The sequence below is a fragment of the Gordonia alkanivorans genome (assembly GCF_004011905.1).
Lineage (GTDB): Bacteria > Actinomycetota > Actinomycetes > Mycobacteriales > Mycobacteriaceae > Gordonia > Gordonia alkanivorans.
In genome coordinates this window covers 4,400,762-4,416,848 of the sequence record NZ_CP027114.1, presented here as the reverse complement: position 1 = coordinate 4,416,848, position 16,087 = coordinate 4,400,762, and the positions used below count along the sequence as shown (strand labels likewise).

Here is a 16,087-nt window from a genome sequence, read left to right as displayed (position 1 = left end):
CCATGGCGATCGGACGTCCGGCGGAGGGTGCGACCGAGGTGCAGCGCGCGCCCCGGGCGCGGATGACCGGTGCGCAGCGGCGATTACAGCTGATCGAGGTGGCGCGCGGGCTGTTCGCCGAACGCGGTTTCGAGGGCACCTCCATCGAGGAGATCGCGCAGCGCGCAGGCGTTTCCAAGCCGATCGTGTACGAGCACTTCGGCGGCAAGGAGGGTCTCTACGCGGTCGTCGTCGACCGCGAGATGGAGACGCTGCTCGAGATGGTGACCGCCTCGCTGTCGAAGAACCGGTCGCTGTACCGCATCCAGCAGGTCGCGCTCGCGTTGCTCACCTACATGGAGGAGCGCACGGACGGGTTTCGCATCCTCGTCCGCGGCGACAGCACCGCGGCGACCGGCGAGACGGCCACCTACTCAAGCCTTCTCAACGATGCCGTCAGCCAGGTCGAGCACATCCTGGCCGGCGACTTCGAGCGCCGCGGCTTCGACCCCGCCCTCGCCCCGCTGTATGCCCAGGCCCTGGTGGGCATGGTGTCGTCGACCGCGCAGTGGTGGCTCGACGTCCGCGAGCCGTCGAAGGAGGTCGTGGCCGCCCACCTCGTGAACCTCTGCTGGAACGGGCTCACCCGCCTCGACCCGTCGCCCGATCTCGTCGGCCCCGACTACGTCGAGCCCCGCGAACGGACCACCGCCGAGGACTCCTGACGCTTCGAGGCTTCCTCGCACCTGAGGCAGCAGTCAAGCCAGAACCAGGCTCCGCTTCGAGAGTCCCATCCAGAACCCGTCGATGACCTGATCCGGACGCTGTTCGACGTCGTCGCCGGCACCGAGCGCGACGAACAGCGGCGCGAAGTGTTCGATCGTCGGATGCGCATACGGCATCCCCGGCGCGGTCTGGCGAAACCTGATGAGCGACTCCACATCTCCCGCGGCAAATCGTTCGGCGGCCCACGAGTTGAACTCGGCCGACCAGCTCGGGGGAGTCGCCTCGGGTCGCCAGTCGCGCAGGAACGGCAGGCCGTGGGTGGTGAAACCGGACCCGATGATCAGCACGCCCTCGTCGCGCAGCGGCTTGAGGCGTCGGCCGAGGTCGAGCAGCCGCTCCGGGTCGAGGGTCGGTAGGGAGATCTGCAGTACCGGGATGTCCGCCTCGGGGTACATGACGGTCATCGGCACGTACGCGCCGTGGTCGAGGCGACGGTTGGGGTCGTGGGCGATCGTCTCGCCGTCGGGCATCATCGCGGCGACGCGTCGGGCCAGGTCCGGGGCGCCCGGCGACCGGTACTGGACGCGGTAGTACTTCTCCGGGAAGCCGCCGAAGTCGTAGGTCAGCGCGGCGTCCGGGAGTCGGTGGAGCCGATGGTGAGGGGCGCCGCCTCCCAGTGCGCCGACACGATGAGGATCGCTGTCGGCCGTGCGAGGCCGCCGGCGAGCTTCTTCAGCTGGCGGACCCAGGTGGGACTGTCGACGAGGGGTGGGGCGCCGTGGGACAGGAACAGGGCCGGCTGCCGGGTGGGGGAGTTCGAGCTGGACATACCCGATCTTAACCGGACTGCGGTCCGTTTTGTTCCCGAGGCCCAGGATGCCCGCTCTGGTCGGGCAATCGGCGTGGCCGCCGCACGTCGTCTCGCGTGCGGCTATAACGTTCCAGACATCACCGTCGGCCGCTCGCGGCCCAGAGAGAAAGGGACTCCCGGCGCGTGGAGACAGTCGGCATCTATCTCGTCGTCATCTTCGGATGCGGATTCCTCGCTCGACTGGTCCGTCTGCCGACGTTGGTCGGGTACCTGGCGGCCGGATTCATCCTGCACGCCCCAGGCATCGACGACCTGCCGATCATCGACACGCTCGCAGATCTGGGCGTGACGATCCTGCTGTTCACCATCGGCCTCAAGCTGGACCTCCGGATGCTGTTCCGGCGCGAGGTCTTCCTCACCACCGCCATCAACCTCGCGGTGATCATGGGTCTCACCACCGGCTTCCTCGGACTGCTCTCGACCATCGGCGTCCGGATGCTCATGGGTGAGGGCTGGCAGACGCTCGCGCTCCTCGGTTTCGCGCTGTCCTTCTCGAGCACGGTGTTCGTGGTCCAGGTGCTCGACGAACGCTCGGAGTCCCGCTCGCTGTACGGCCGAATCGCGATCGGCATCCTGGTCCTCCAGGACGTCGTCGCCGTCGCCTACCTCACGTCGATGAGCGGGGAACCGCCGAGTCCCTGGGCGTTCGCGCTGGTCCTGCTGATCCCGGGTGCCTGGGTGGTCCGGCGACTGTGGAACCGCCTCGGACACGGCGAACTCCAGACCCTCTTCGGCGTGACGATGGCGCTCGTACCGGGATACTGGCTGTTCGAATCGGTCGGCATCAAAGGCGACTTCGGTGCCATGGTCGTCGGCGTGCTGCTGGCCTCGCATCCGCGTGCCGGAGAGCTGTCCCGCACGTTGTTCGGTCTCCGAGAACTGCTCCTGGTGGGATTCTTCGTCTCGATCGGACTCCACGTCACACCCACCCTCGACACCGTGCTCCTCGGCCTGGTCCTCGTGGTCCTCCTGCCGCTCGAAGCGGCCCTGTTCACCCTCGTGCTGGCCATGTTCGGCCTACGTCGGCGCACCTCGATCCTGGCCGGTCTGGCGCTGGCGAACTTCTCCGAGTTCGGCCTCATCGTCATCTCCAACGGCGTGAGCAACGACCTGCTCGACGACGACTGGTTGGTGGTCACCTCGGTCGCGGTCGCGGCGAGCTTCGTGTTCTCGACCCTCGTCAACCGTCGCGGGTCCGGGCTGGTGGCCCGGCTCTCGGCCTACGTCCCGAGAACAGCCGCCGCGAGCGCCCATCCCGACGACGCGGCGATCGACCTCGCTCCCGCCCGTGCCGTCGTCTTCGGTCTCGGCCGGGTGGGCAGTTCGGTCTACAACCGTCTCGTCGACGAGTACGGGCTGAATGTCGTCGGCGTCGAGAACGATCCGGTGAAGGTGGCGAATCTTCGCGGGCGGGGATTCCGCGTGATCGAGGCGGACGCGACCGAGACGGGGTTCTGGGAGCGGTGTGAAGGGGTCTCCGACCTCGACATCCTCGTGATGGCCATGCCGTTCCACGGGTCCAATCTGGTGGCGCTGGACCGAGTCGAGGAGCGTGAATTCGAGGGGACCATCGCCGTCGTCGCGCAGTACGACGACGAACGCGACGAACTGCTCGGGCGGGGTGCCGACGTCGCCTTCCACATCTACGAGGGCACCGGCGTCGGTCTGGCCGACGCCGCCGCCGAGGCCGCGGGCCTCGACCGCTGAGATCTGACTACGAGGACGGCTCCCAGAGGTCCTTCTGCATGTAGACGCAGTCGATCCACTGGTCGGCCTTGTGGCCGATCGACCGCAGGCGACCGACCTCGGTGAACCCGAACCGCGAGTGCAGGGCGACCGATCCCTCGCCACCGGTCGCCGCGATCACCGCCACGATCTGTCGCACGTTCTGAGGATCCGCCCGATCGAGCATCCCGGCCATGAGCGCCGATCCGACGCCGCGGCCCCCCAGGCCGGGGCGGACGTAGATGGAGTCCTCGGTGGAGCGGTCGTAGGCCGGCATGGCGCGGAATGTGCCCAGGTAGGCGTAGCCGACGATGTGCTGGTCGGACTCCGCAGACAGTGTCGCGACCACGAAGGGCCTGTTCGCCTCGCGGATCGTGCGGTACTTCGCCAGCCAAGCGGTGTGCGAGGGGACCACGTAGTCGAAGGTGGCGACGGTGTTCTCCACGTAGTGGCGGTAGATGTCCGCCACGCCCGCGAGGTCGGTCTCGACGGCGTCGCGCACCGTCACCCCCATGTCGTCGGTCCGGGCTCCCTGCATTCTGACGAGACTAGTGGTGTGTGGGCCACCACTTGGCTACTACTCCGCGTAATAGCGGGCGTACGCTCGGGGGTATGCCTGTGGCGTCCGATCCGGCCGAACGACTTGTGCGCGTGCACTGGTCGGTCGTCGCCGCCATGACGTCCGGGTCGCTGAGCGTCGGGGCGCACGCGCTCGCCGGGGGAGGCCTCCCGACGTCGTCGCACGTGGTCCTTCTGGTCGCCATCAGTGTCGGACTCGGTTGGGTGAGCGGGGCGGTGGGCGGGACGCGGGGACGCGCGACCGAGATCCTCTCCGTCGGTGCGGCACTCACCGTCGCGCAGCTTCTCGGGCATCTGGCGATGCACACCGGCGGCCACCACGCGTCGACGCCGCTGCTACCCGGCCCGACGATGATCGGTTTTCACGTTGCGGCGCTGCTGATCTCCGCAGGTCTGCTCGTCGGCGCGCAGGAGTGTGCACGCCGTGTCGGCTCACGCATCCTGGCGTCCACGACGCCTCCGTTGATCGCGGTCGGGGATGTCCTCGTGGTCGCGGGTGCGGTCGATCCGCTGCGACCGCTGTTCGGCCGCACGGGTATCTGGACTCGGGGTCCGCCGGTCCTCCCGGTCTGACCCTGATTCCTCCATTTCCCGCCGGCGCCCAGGAGCCCCGGTGGTGACTCGCGTACCCGAAAAGGCGAAAAATCCATGTTCTCAAGCACTTCCACGACCCGCCGGGCTCGTCGCCCGCTGGCGATCCTCGCCGCGCTGACACTTCCGCTGGCCGTCACGACCGCATGCTCCTCCGATGAGACCCCCGCCACCCAGGCCGACTCGGTGACCATCACCGACCAGTGGGTGAAGGCATCCGACAAGCAGATGACCGGTGCGTTCGGCACCGTGGCCAACACCTCCGACCGCGAGGTGACCCTCACCGGTGGTGACACCGATGTCGCCGAACGCGTCGAGGTGCACGAGATGGCCCCGGCCGGCGACGGCACCATGACCATGCGCCAGGTCGACGGCGGCCTGAAGATCGCCGGCGGTCAGACGGTCTCGCTCGAACCCGGCGGGAACCACATCATGCTGATGGACCTGAAGCGGCCGATCGAGGCCGGTCAGACGGTCACCATCACCTTGCGCTTCGGCGACGGTTCCACATGCGAGATGGTCGCGCACGCACGCGATTTCCGTGGAGCCAACGAGGAGTACACGCCGGGCCACGGCTCGTCGGACACCGGCAGTGATGGCTGAGGCCACCAGCCACGGTAACGGCAGAAGACGGGGCCGGGGCCCGGCCCTCTCGCGACGCAGCCTGATCGCAGGCGTCGCGGGAGCCGCCGGCCTCGGTGTCGGAGCCACGGCGATAGCGCGGTCCACGGACGCCGCCGGGGACGCCACGCACGGCGGCGACGTCGTCGAGTTCCACGGCGTGCACCAGGCCGGGGTGACGACCCCGCCCACCGCGCACGTCAACTACGTCGGACTCGATCTCTCGGCAGATCGGGGGCCGCAGGCGCGGGAGGCGCTCGCCGGGATTCTCCGGGTCTGGACCGAGGACGCCGCCCGGCTCACGAGGGGTACGCCGGCGCTGGCCGACAGCGAACCGGAACTCGCCCGACTGCCCGCCAGGCTCACCGTCACGGTCGGCCTGGGCCCCGGCGCCTTCACCGCGACGGGACTGGAGGGCCGACGGCCCCGGTGGCTGCATCCGCTTCCGGCATACCCCATCGACCGACTCGACGAGCGGCGCTGGGGACAGACGGACCTGCTGCTGCAGATCTGCTCCGACGACCCGGTCACCGTCGCCCACGCGACCCGGGTCCTGACGGCGAACGTGGCGGGACGGGTCCGACTGCGATGGGTCCAGCGCGGCTTCCGCAACTCCCGCGGCAGCCAGGACGAGAAGGTGACCATGCGCAACCTGATGGGGCAGGTCGACGGAACCGTGAACCTCGGGCCCGCCGACTTGGACACCCTGGTCTGGGACGACGGCGCCGAACAGCCGTGGTTCGCCGGCGGGACGTCGATGGTGCTGCGTCGGATCGCCATGGATCTCGACCGATGGCAGGAGGTCGACCCGCGCAGCCAGGAACTGTCGGTGGGACGCACCCTCGCCGACGGTGCGCCGCTGAGCGGGGGAGGCGAACACGACGACCCGGACTTCGACAAGATCGTCGACGGGCTGCCCGCCATCCCGGCGTCCTCGCACATCGCCCGCGCCCGTCACCGGACACCGACGGAGCGATTCCTGCGGCGTGGCTACAACTACGACGACCCGCCGGAACCCGATGCCGACGGGACCATCCCCATCTCCAACAGCGGCCTCCTGTTCGCCGCCTACCAGCGCGATGTCGACGCCCAATACGTGCCGGTCCAGGCGCGGCTGGCCGAACACGACGCGCTGAATCAATGGACGACGCCCATCGGATCGGCGGTCTACGCCGTCCTTCCCGGGGCTCGTCGAGGAGAGGTACTGGGGCAGGGCCTGCTGGGCTGATCGACCGGCCTGAGGGGGCACGAGGCGCGGCACATACAATCGGCGGAGTGTCGACGCCCCGTGCCCTGTCCGGTCTGGCCGCGCTCGCGTGTGCGGACAAATCCTTCCGCGAGGTGCACGAACGCCGTGCCGAACGTCGCCTCGACATCACCGCACCCGACGCCGCCCGGCCGTTCCTCGTCTCCTGTCTGGCCGCCGGCGCCGAGGCCCCGCTGCTGGTCGTCTCGGCCAACGGTCGCGAGGCCGATGACCTGACGGCCGAGTTGGCCGAACTCCTCGACGACGCCGACTCGGTGGCCCAGTTCCCCTCGTGGGAGACCCTCCCGCACGAGCGGCTGTCGCCGAGCGCGGACACCGTCGGCCAGCGACTGGCGGTGCTGCACCGTCTCGCCAATCCCGGCGACAACCCGCTGCGGGTCGTGGTCACCACGGTCCGCTCGCTCGTGCAGCCGATGGCGCCGGGCCTCGGCGAGGTCGCCACGGTAACGCTGCGCGAGGGCATCGAGGTCGACTTCGACGGACTGCTGGCGCAGCTCGTCGAGATGGCCTACGAACGGGTGGACATGGTCGGACGCCGCGGCGAGTTCGCGGTCCGCGGCGGCATCCTCGACGTCTTCCCGACGACCGCCGACCACCCGGTCCGCGTCGAGTTCTGGGGCGACGAGATCACCGAGATCCGGGCGTTCTCGGTCGCCGATCAGCGCAGCCAGCCCGAGGTCGACGCGTCCGAGGTACGCATCCATCCGGGTCGTGAACTACTCCTGTCCGAGAAGGTGCGCACACGCGCAAGCGATCTCGCGGCGAAGAACCCCGACGACACCGCACTCACCGAGATGCTCGGCAAACTGGCCGAGGGCATCCCCGTCGAGGGAATGGAAGCGCTCATCCCGGCGCTCGTCGACGGCGAGATGCAACTCCTCACCGAGGTCGTCCCCGACGGGACACGCGTGCTGATCCTCGACCCCGAGAAGGTCCGGACCCGCGCCGCGGACCTGTCCAAGACCGGTGCGGAGTTCCTCGAGGCGTCGTGGACGGCCGCGGCGATGGGCGCGAACGCCCCGATCGACCCGCGGTCAGGAACCGGCATCGACCTGCAGGCCAGCGCCTATCGTTCGCTCGGCGACGTGCGCGAAGCGACACTACAGGCCAAACGCCCGTGGTGGACGCTGTCACCGCTGTCCACCGGCAGCGGGAACGAACTCGAACTCGACCTCACCCCCGGACCCGCACCGCGCGGCGACGAGCGCGAGATCGCGGCCACGTTCGCCCAGCTCCGGGCGCATGTGTCCGACGGCAAGACCGCCGCGATCGTCGTCACCGGCAAGGGCACCGCCCAGCGAGTCGGCGAGCGGCTGTCCGAGGCCGAGGTGCCGTACGTGATCGCCGAGCCGGGGCATCGTCCCGAACCGGGCGAGGTCACGGTCTTCGGGGCCACGCTCCGCGCCGGAATCGTCTGTGCCGACGCCGGACTCGTCGTGGTCACCGAGGCGGATCTCACCGGTACGCGCGTCGCGAACGTCCGTGACGGACGCAAGCTCCCGGCCAAGCGCCGCAACCAGGTCGACCCGCTGGCGCTGGCCGCCGGTGACCTCGTCGTGCACGACCAGCACGGCATCGGCAAGTTCGTCGAGATGATCGAACGCACCGTCTCGGGTGCGCGTCGCGAGTACCTGGTCCTCGAGTACGCGTCGAGCAAACGCGGCCAGCCCGCCGACCGGCTGTACGTGCCGATGGACGCGCTCGACCAGTTGTCCCGGTACGTCGGTGGCGAGCAGCCGTCGCTGTCCAAGCTCGGCGGGTCGGACTGGCAGAACACCAAGCGCAAGGCGCGCAAGGCCGTTCGCGAGATCGCCGGCGAGCTGGTGCAGCTCTACGCCGCGCGTCATGCCGCCCCGGGCCACGCCTTCGGGCCCGACACCCCGTGGCAGCAGGAGATGGAAGATGCCTTCGACTTCACCGAGACGGTCGATCAGCTGACCGTCATCGCCGAGGTCAAGTCCGACATGGAACGTCCGGTCCCGATGGACCGCGTCATCGTCGGCGACGTCGGTTACGGCAAGACCGAGATCGCGGTGCGCGCCGCGTTCAAGGCGGTGCAGGACGGCAAACAGGTCGCCGTCCTCGTGCCGACGACCATTCTCGCGCAACAGCATCTGCAGACGTTCACCGAGCGGATGAGCGGTTTCCCGGTGCGGGTACGCGGACTGTCGCGCTTCACCGACGCCAAGGAATCCCGCGAGATCACCGAGGCGATGGCCAAGGGCGAGGTCGACATCGTCATCGGCACCCACCGCCTCCTGCAGACCGGTATCACGTGGAAGGACCTCGGCCTCGTGATCGTCGACGAGGAGCAGCGATTCGGCGTCGAACACAAGGAACACATCAAGTCGCTGCGCACCCACGTCGACGTGCTGACCATGTCGGCGACGCCGATCCCGCGCACCCTGGAGATGTCGATGGCCGGCATCCGCGAGATGTCGACGATCCTCACCCCACCCGAGGAGCGCCACCCGGTGCTGACCTATGTCGGCGCCTACGCGCCGAAACAGGTGGCCGCGGCGATCCGTCGTGAGTTGCTTCGCGACGGCCAGGTCTTCTACGTGCACAACCGCGTCTCGACCATCGACAAGACGGCCAAGGACATCGCCGCAATGATCCCCGAGGCGAGAGTCGTTGTCGCGCATGGTCAGATGGGTGAGGATCAGCTGGAGCGCACGGTGTCGGGGTTCTGGAACCGCGAGTACGACGTGCTGGTCTGTACGACCATCATCGAGACCGGTCTCGACATCTCCAACGCCAACACGCTCATCGTGGACCGCGCCGAGAACCTCGGTCTCTCGCAGCTCCATCAGCTGCGCGGACGAGTCGGACGTAGTCGTGAACGCGGTTACGCCTACCTGCTCTACAGCCCGGACCGGCCGCTGACCGAGACCGCCTACGACCGGCTCGCGACGATAGCGCAGAACAACGAACTCGGCGCCGGTATGGCGGTGGCGCTCAAGGACCTCGAATTGCGTGGCGCCGGAAATGTTCTCGGCGCCGAACAGTCCGGCCACGTCGCGGGCGTCGGTTTCGACCTCTACGTGCGGCTCGTCGGCGAGGCCGTCGAGGCGTATCGCGCCGCGGCCGACGGCAAGCCCGTCGAGACCCAGGAGACCGGGGAGGTGCGGATCGACCTGCCGGTGGATGCGCACATCCCGGTCGAATACGTCGACTCGGACCGTCTCCGTCTGGAGGCGTACCGCAAGCTGGCGTCGGCCACCGACGACGCCGAGGTCGACGCGGTGCTCGTCGAACTCAACGACCGCTACGGTCCGCCGCCGGTCGAGACGACGCGTCTGGCGTCGATCGCCCGCCTGCGTCTGCGCTGCCGCGAGCGCGGCATCACCGAGATCGGACTGGCCGGACAGGGCGTCAAGATCTCGCCGCTGCCGCTCCTCGACAGCGAGCAGGTGCGTCTCCGCAGGCTCTACTCCTCGGCGACCTTCCGCGCGACGACGTCGGTGGTCACGCTCCCGATCCCGCGGACCGGGGGAGTCGGTTCGGCACGTCTGCGCGACGACGAGCTCATCGAGTACCTCACGACGTTCCTCACGCAGCTCAAGCCGGAGCCGAACGCTTAGAACACCACTCAGCGGGGCAGGAAAATCCACGGGGGTCGAGAGAGGGCGTACAACGAATGACGGTGGTGCTGTTGGACCCGGCACGGCCCGACCTGATCCCCATCCGGGCGCGCGCCTGGCTCACCGGATCGGTCAAGGTCACCGAGGACGTGCCCGCTGCCCTGCTCTGGGAGTTCGACCGTGTCGAACCGGTTTTCGACGAGGTGCTCGGTGAGACGCCCGTCGACTCCGTGCTGGTGAGCACCAACGCCGATCACCCACTCGTCCGCGCCCGTCTCGCCCGCGGTGAGCAGATCATCACTGCGGCGAAGGTGTCGGGGATGGCCCTGCTCGACTCCGTCGCCCTCATGGACACCCTGCGCCGCAACGGTCCGTGGGAGAGCGCCCAGACCCACCACTCGCTGCGTCGCTACCTCCTCGAGGAGGTCTACGAGCTGCTCGACGCCATCGAGGCCGGCAACCAGGTCGAACTAAAGGAGGAGCTCGGGGACCTGTTGCTGCAGGTGCTCTTCCACGCGCGCATCGCCGCCGACGACCCCGAGGCGCCGTTCGACATCGACGACGTCGCCCGCAGCTTCACCACCAAGGTGATGGGCCGTACCCCGGGCGTGCTGTCCGGTGCCCACTCCGACCTCGAGACCCAGATCCGCGAGTGGGAGGAACGCAAGGCCGCGGAGAAGAAGCGCGGGTCTGCCCTCGACGGCGTCGCGACGACCCAGCCGTCGCTGGCCCTGCTGCAGAAGATCCTCGAACGACTCGTCGCGGCGTCGTATCCGGTGGACACCATCCCGGCCGAGACGTGGACCGTCACCGTCACCGCCGACGACGACAGCATCGAGGCGCAGACCCGGGACAAGGCCCTGGCGCTCATGGCGTCGGTCCGCGACGCCGAGGCGCGCGCGAGCGAGCTCGGCATCGAACTGAATTCGCGCGAGGCCTGGGAGAGTGCGTTCGGGGGCTGATGGTCTTCGCTCACCGAATCCGTTCCCGCTCACTCGAATAGGTTGAGCGGGAACGGATTTCGTGAGCGACGCGCTTGGCGTGCTACCGGGGCGTCACCGCGGTGCGCATGACCCGCAGGGCCTCGGTCTCCTGGACGCCTCCGACGACCGTGACGTCCGCGTCGGTGGCGGCGATGACGTCGGCGCACGTGAGCGAGAAGTGCGGCCCCTCGGTGAGGAACGTGGAGAACCCCGCCGTGGAGGCGGCGAAGACGATGCGCGTGACCCCGGCCCACACGCAGGCCGTGGCGCACATCGGGCACGGTTCCCCGCTCGCGTACATCGTCGCGCCGGCGAATCGGTCGGCGTGCCCGTCGGCGGTGGCCCGGCGAATCGCGTCGAGTTCCGCGTGCGCGGTGACATCCCCGGCGGAAGCCACCTCGTTGCGGCCCTCGGCGAGCACCGCGCCGCCGGCGTCGACCAGCACGGCACCGAACGGGCGGTTCCCTCCGGCAGCGGCCTCGGCGGCGAGGTCGATGGCTCGCGTCAGGAACCCTTGCTGTGATGCGTTCTCGCTCATGCGCTCATCTCTACTCTGGTTCCGATGTCGGACGCGAGGGCGGCGTCAACGAGGAGGCGGGCGGTCACGAGATCCTGCAGGCCGATGCCCACGGAGTTGAACAGGGTGATGTCGTCGTCGCTGCGTCGGCCGAGTCGGGGATCGACGATCACGTCCCCCAACTCGACGGTGACGGCGTCGTCGGCCAGGTGTCCTTCGGCGACCGCGAGCAGGACATCTCCCGACTTGGCCAGCGCGGTGGCGCGACTGTCGACGACGAGTCGGCCCGTGCCCATGCCGGGCCCGTCGATCTCACGGTGATCGGCGCGCGGCGGTGCGCCGACGGCGTTGAGGTGCAACCCGGGGCGGAACCAGGCACCACGGACGATCGGGTCCTTCGACGGGGTCAGCGTGCACACGATGTCGGCGGTCGCGAGGACGTCGTGGGGTGTGTCGGCGTAGACGACCTGAACATCCAGATCGCTTGTCCGGCGTCGGAATTCGTCGACGGTCGCCTCGGTGCGCGACCACACGACGACCTTGTCGATCGGCCGGACCCGGGCGATCGCGCGGGTGTGCTCGACGGCGAGGGTGCCCGCCCCGATGAGGCCGAGGGTCGAACTCGTCGAGCGTGCGAGGTGGGCGGTGGCCACAGCACTCGCCGCGGCGGTCCGGATGGCGGTGATGAGCCGCCCGTCCAGGACGGCCTCACATTCACCGGTGCGATCGGACACCAGCAGGATGGTCGACCGCTGGGTGGGCAGGCCCGCCGCACGGTTGCCCGGCATGTCCGACAGCAGCTTCACGGTGCTGGCGCGCTGGCGGGTTGCGGTGGCGGCCATGGGCAGCACCGACCCGCCGTCGGGCAGGGGCATCACGGCCGGGGCCGGGTTGGCAGCGGTGCCGGTGGACAGGTCCGCGTGGGCGCGTTCGACGGCGTCGAAGACCGCGTGGCGGTCGATCAGCGCCGAGATGTCGGAGTGGGTGAGAACGAGGGTCATGGAACAGGGCCTTCCTGGAGACGTCAGACGCGGCCGACGTACGGGACGGTGAGACCGGACGGGGCTTTGCGCCCTCCGGCGAAACCGCTGACGGCGACGATCGCGAGAATGTAGGGCAGCATCACGAGCACTGCGTAGGGGATGTTCACGCCGAGTGCGGGCAGGGCGAACTGGAGCGCCCGGGCCGCGCCGAAAAGCAGGGTCGCCCAAATGATCCCGGACACCTTCCAGCGGCCGGCGATCACCGCGACCACCGCGAGATAACCCATGCCGGCGGTCATGTTCTCGCTGAAGGAGCCGACCTCGGACAGTGCGAGCTGAGCGCCTGCCAGTCCTCCGGCTCCGGCCGCGACGAGCACCATGAGAACGCGGATCCGGTTGACCGCCACTCCGGTCCAGCCCGCCGAGGTCGCATCCTCGCCGGCCGCGTCGACCCGGATTCCGGTCATGGTGCGGGGCGAGAAGACCACGGCCAGCGCCGCGACGATCACGAGACAGGCGTAGCCCAGGACGGTCTGTCCGAACACTGCGGGTCCGACGATCGGCAGCTCGCTCAGGACCGGGATGTGGATGTCGTCGAAGGCGGGCACGTTCTGCCCCTTGCCGTCGCCGAGGAGGACCCGCGCCCCGAAGGTCGTCAGACCGAGGGCGAGTGCGTTGGCGGCCACGCCGGTGACGATCTGATCGGCGCGCAACCGCACGCTCAGCAACGCCTGGGCCAGACCGAAGATGAGGCCGGCGAAGACCCCGGCGACGGCGCCGATGGTGGCCGAACCGGTTGTCGCCGAGGAGAGCACGGCGGCGAACGCACCGGTGAGCATCATGCCTTCCATGCTCAGGTTGAGCACCCCGGCGCGTTCGGAGATCGATTCCCCGGTGGCGGCCAACAGTAGCGGAATGGCGAAGGCGACTCCGCTGGTGAGCACTTCGGTGATCATGTCGGCGTTCATACGAGCACCTCCTCGGCGGCGCTGTCGGTGGTGGTCGCGGATGAGGGTTTGCGGGGTGGGCGGTTGGTGGTCGTCCACCAGGCGGCGCCCGCGATGAGGATGATCAGCACGCTCTGTACGACCGTGATCGTCGAGGCCGGAACCCCCGCGGCGAGCTGGAGATTGATGCCGCCCGAGACCAGGAAGCCGAACAGCAGGGACACCGCGGCGACGGCGGTCATCGATCCCCGGGCGAGCAGCCCGACGACCAGACCGGAGAACCCGAACCCGGAGGAGAACCCGTCGGCGAGGACGAACGGCGCCGTCGCCACCAGCAGTCCGCCGGCGACCCCCGAGAACCCGCCCGCAGCGGCCAGGCTGAGCGAGGAGGCGCGGTCGACGGGTACGCCGAATCGGGCCGACGCGGTGGGCGACAGCCCCACACTCCGTAACCGCAGGCCGGTGACGGTGTGGCGCAGCATGATTCCCACGGCGATCGCGGCGACCACCGCGATCACGATGGCGATCGTGGCCGGACTCTTGTCGAGCTCCAGCAGCGGGAGTCGGGCGGCGTCGGACAGCGGTTCCGACTGCGGCAGGGTTTCCGACGAGGTCATCGGCTGCCGCAGCAGGGAGGGCTCCTGGACCATCAGTACCACCAGGGCGAGCCCGACGAAGTTCAGCAGCAGGGTGGTGATGATCTCGCTGGTGCCGCGGCGCACCCGCAACCACGCGGCGATCGCGGCCCAGCCCGCACCCGCGAGCGCCGCGGCGAGCAGCACCAGCGTCAGGCCGAGCGGCAGGGGCGTCGAATCGGGAAGTGAGACACCGACCGCGGTCGCGGCGATCCCGCCCAGGCAGATCTGGCCCTCGCCGCCGACGTTCACCAGCCCGGCGCGATAGGCGATCGTGAATCCGACCGCCACCAACATCAGGACCGCCGCGCTGTTCAATGACGTGCCGATCGCGAAGGGCGAACCCAGGGTGCCGTCTACCAGTGCGGTGACGACCTCGGCAGGGCCGGCGCCGGCGGTGGCGGCCAGTCCCAGGCCGACGAGCGCCGAGACGATCAGTGCGGCGACCGCGATCACGAGGGGATGGCGCAGGTGCAGACGGTCCGACGACGGCAGACTCCGCCATCGTGAGGGAGCAGAGTCGAGGGTCATGCGGGTACTCCGGTCATGAGGACGCCGATATCGGTGGCGGCGGTGGGGGAGTCGGTGCTCACCGGTCCGAGCAGGGTGCCGCGGTAGGCCACAACGATCCGGTCGCACACGGCCAGCAGTTCGTCGAGTTCGCTGGAGGTGACCAGCACCGCGGCTCCGTCGTCGGCGGCCGCGCGCAGGCGTTCCAGCACGAAGGCGACGGCTCCGGCATCGAGACCGCGGGTGGGCTGGGCGGCGACCACGGCGCGCAGTCCCGGGGTGGACAACTCGCGGGCGAGCACCACCTTCTGCTGGTTGCCGCCGGACAGCGAACCGATCGGGGCGTCGGGGCCGGCGGCACGGATCGAGTAGTCGGCGATCGCGGTGACGGCGTCGGCGCGGATGCGGGCGCGGTCGAGCAGACCCCAGCGGCGGTAGTCCTTGAGCCTTGGCAGCGCGAGGTTCTCGGCGATCGACAGATCGCCGATGATGCCCTCGGCGTGCCGGTCCTCGGAGATCACCGCCAGGCCCGCGGCGGTGCGGTGCGCCGGCGACCGGCCGGTGAGGTCGACGCCGTCAAGCTTCATGGTGCCGGCGTCGGCGGGTAGTGCGCCCGACAGCAGGGCGGTGAGTTCGGACTGACCGTTGCCCTCCACTCCGGCGACCCCGACGATCTCGCCGCGCCCGACGCTCAGCGAGACATCGGTCAAGGCGGTGCTGCCGTCCGGGCGCGTGACGGTGAGACCGTCGAGCTCCAGCACCGGTTCGACGGCGGGCGCCGAATCTCCCTGGCGTCGAAGCGAGGTCGCGGTATGGGGCTTCTTGTCGCCGAGCATCAGGGTCAGTAGCGAGGGCAGCGGAACGTCGGCGAGCCGCCCTCCGCCGACGACGGTCCCGCCGCGCAGGACGGTCGCCTCGTCGGCGGCGCGGGCCACCTCGCCGAGTTTGTGCGTGATGAGCACGACGGACCGGCCGTCGGCGGCCAACGCATGGCAGGTCGTGATCAGCGCGTCGATCTCGTCGGGATCGAGTACCGCCGTGGGCTCGTCGAGCAGGATCAACCGGGGGTCGTGCAGCAGGGCCTTGACGATCTCGACCCGCTGCCGCGCGCCGACCGTCAGGTCGCCGACCGTGGCGTGCGGGTCGATCTGCAACCCGTAGGCGTCGGCGATCCGGTCGAGGTCTGCCGCCAGTGCGCGACGCGGCGGGCGGAAACCCTTGCGTCCCAACAGGAGGTTGGCCTCGACCGTCATCGTCGAGATCAGCGAGAAGTGCTGGTGCACCATCGCGACGCCGGCCTGTAGCGCGTCCGACGGGTTGCGGGGCCGGTACTCGGCGCCGGCGAGGGACATGGTTCCGGTGTCGGGGGAGACCGTGCCGTAGATGGTGTTGCACAGCGTCGACTTACCTGCGCCGTTCTCACCGAGGATGCAGTGGACCGAACCGGGTCGCACGGTCAGTGTCACCGCGTCCAGGGCGCGGACCGGGCCGAACGACTTGCCGATCTCTTCCATCGACAGCAGCGCGGTGGTGCTCATCGTCATCGCCTCTCGTCTGAGGATCTCGCGA

13 protein-coding genes and 1 pseudogene are annotated in these 16,087 nt (G+C 69.4%); 7 read left to right on the top strand and 7 right to left on the bottom strand.

All coding sequences use genetic code 11. From position 1 onward, the window contains the following. Positions 1–2 precede the first annotated feature (2 nt). Positions 3–704 (top strand): TetR/AcrR family transcriptional regulator, encoded by a 702-nt coding sequence (locus tag C5O27_RS20055; protein ID WP_006359497.1) that lies wholly within the window; start codon positions 3–5, stop codon positions 702–704. Between the two features lie 33 nt (positions 705–737). Here the strand turns inward: C5O27_RS20055 and C5O27_RS20050 are convergent. Then, a pseudogene (locus tag C5O27_RS20050) lies at positions 738–1,534 on the bottom strand (dioxygenase family protein). A 165-nt stretch (positions 1,535–1,699) separates the two neighbouring features. Between C5O27_RS20050 and C5O27_RS20045 the strand changes: the two are divergent. Beyond that, on the top strand, positions 1,700–3,283 hold the full coding sequence (locus C5O27_RS20045) for a cation:proton antiporter family protein (RefSeq protein ID WP_127963492.1): 1,584 nt from the start codon (positions 1,700–1,702) through the stop codon (positions 3,281–3,283). Between the two features lie 7 nt (positions 3,284–3,290). Here C5O27_RS20045 and C5O27_RS20040 read toward each other — a convergent pair whose 3' ends face one another. Then, positions 3,291–3,839, bottom strand: a complete 549-nt coding sequence (locus C5O27_RS20040) for a GNAT family N-acetyltransferase (protein WP_127963491.1) — start codon at positions 3,837–3,839, stop codon at positions 3,291–3,293. Positions 3,840–3,913: 74 nt separating this feature from the next. On the opposite strand from C5O27_RS20040, the gene C5O27_RS20035 reads away from it, so the two are divergent. The 5 genes from C5O27_RS20035 (at position 3,914) to C5O27_RS20015 (ending at position 10,905) form a co-directional block, all read left to right on the top strand. Then, positions 3,914–4,453, top strand: coding sequence for a hypothetical protein (locus C5O27_RS20035; protein WP_127963490.1), 540 nt, complete (start codon positions 3,914–3,916; stop codon positions 4,451–4,453). A gap of 75 nt (positions 4,454–4,528) precedes the next feature. After that, a complete protein-coding gene (locus C5O27_RS20030; RefSeq protein WP_127963489.1) occupies positions 4,529–5,074 on the top strand; it encodes a copper chaperone PCu(A)C in 546 nt (181 codons plus the stop codon). Beyond that, on the top strand, positions 5,067–6,320 hold the full coding sequence (locus C5O27_RS20025; RefSeq protein ID WP_127963488.1) for a Dyp-type peroxidase: 1,254 nt from the start codon (positions 5,067–5,069) through the stop codon (positions 6,318–6,320). Before C5O27_RS20030 ends, C5O27_RS20025 begins: the two co-directional genes overlap by 8 nt. A 47-nt stretch (positions 6,321–6,367) precedes the next feature. Further along, positions 6,368–9,943, top strand: coding sequence for a transcription-repair coupling factor (gene mfd, locus C5O27_RS20020; RefSeq protein ID WP_042375942.1), 3,576 nt, complete (start codon positions 6,368–6,370; stop codon positions 9,941–9,943). A gap of 56 nt (positions 9,944–9,999) precedes the next feature. Beyond that, positions 10,000–10,905, top strand: coding sequence for a nucleoside triphosphate pyrophosphohydrolase (locus C5O27_RS20015; RefSeq protein ID WP_127963487.1), 906 nt, complete (start codon positions 10,000–10,002; stop codon positions 10,903–10,905). Between the two features lie 82 nt (positions 10,906–10,987). Here the strand turns inward: C5O27_RS20015 and C5O27_RS20010 are convergent, their stop codons facing one another. Genes C5O27_RS20010 through C5O27_RS19990 form a run of 5 tightly spaced genes read right to left on the bottom strand, consistent with a single transcriptional unit; the run spans position 10,988 to position 16,056 of the window. After that, entirely contained in the window at positions 10,988–11,464 is a 477-nt protein-coding gene (locus C5O27_RS20010; RefSeq protein WP_127963486.1) for a nucleoside deaminase, read from the bottom strand. Beyond that, on the bottom strand, positions 11,461–12,444 hold the full coding sequence (locus tag C5O27_RS20005) for an ornithine cyclodeaminase family protein (RefSeq protein ID WP_127963485.1): 984 nt from the start codon (positions 12,442–12,444) through the stop codon (positions 11,461–11,463). Before C5O27_RS20005 ends, C5O27_RS20010 begins: the two co-directional genes overlap by 4 nt. Before the next feature lie 23 nt (positions 12,445–12,467). After that, complete coding sequence (locus C5O27_RS20000; RefSeq protein ID WP_127963484.1) at positions 12,468–13,394, bottom strand: ABC transporter permease; 927 nt, start codon at positions 13,392–13,394, stop codon at positions 12,468–12,470. Then, a complete protein-coding gene (locus C5O27_RS19995) occupies positions 13,391–14,539 on the bottom strand; it encodes an ABC transporter permease (protein WP_127963483.1) in 1,149 nt (382 codons plus the stop codon). Before C5O27_RS19995 ends, C5O27_RS20000 begins: the two co-directional genes overlap by 4 nt. Further along, a complete protein-coding gene (locus tag C5O27_RS19990; protein ID WP_127963482.1) occupies positions 14,536–16,056 on the bottom strand; it encodes an ABC transporter ATP-binding protein in 1,521 nt (506 codons plus the stop codon). The genes C5O27_RS19995 and C5O27_RS19990 overlap by 4 nt, the downstream gene beginning before the upstream one ends. Positions 16,057–16,087: the final 31 nt, after the last annotated feature.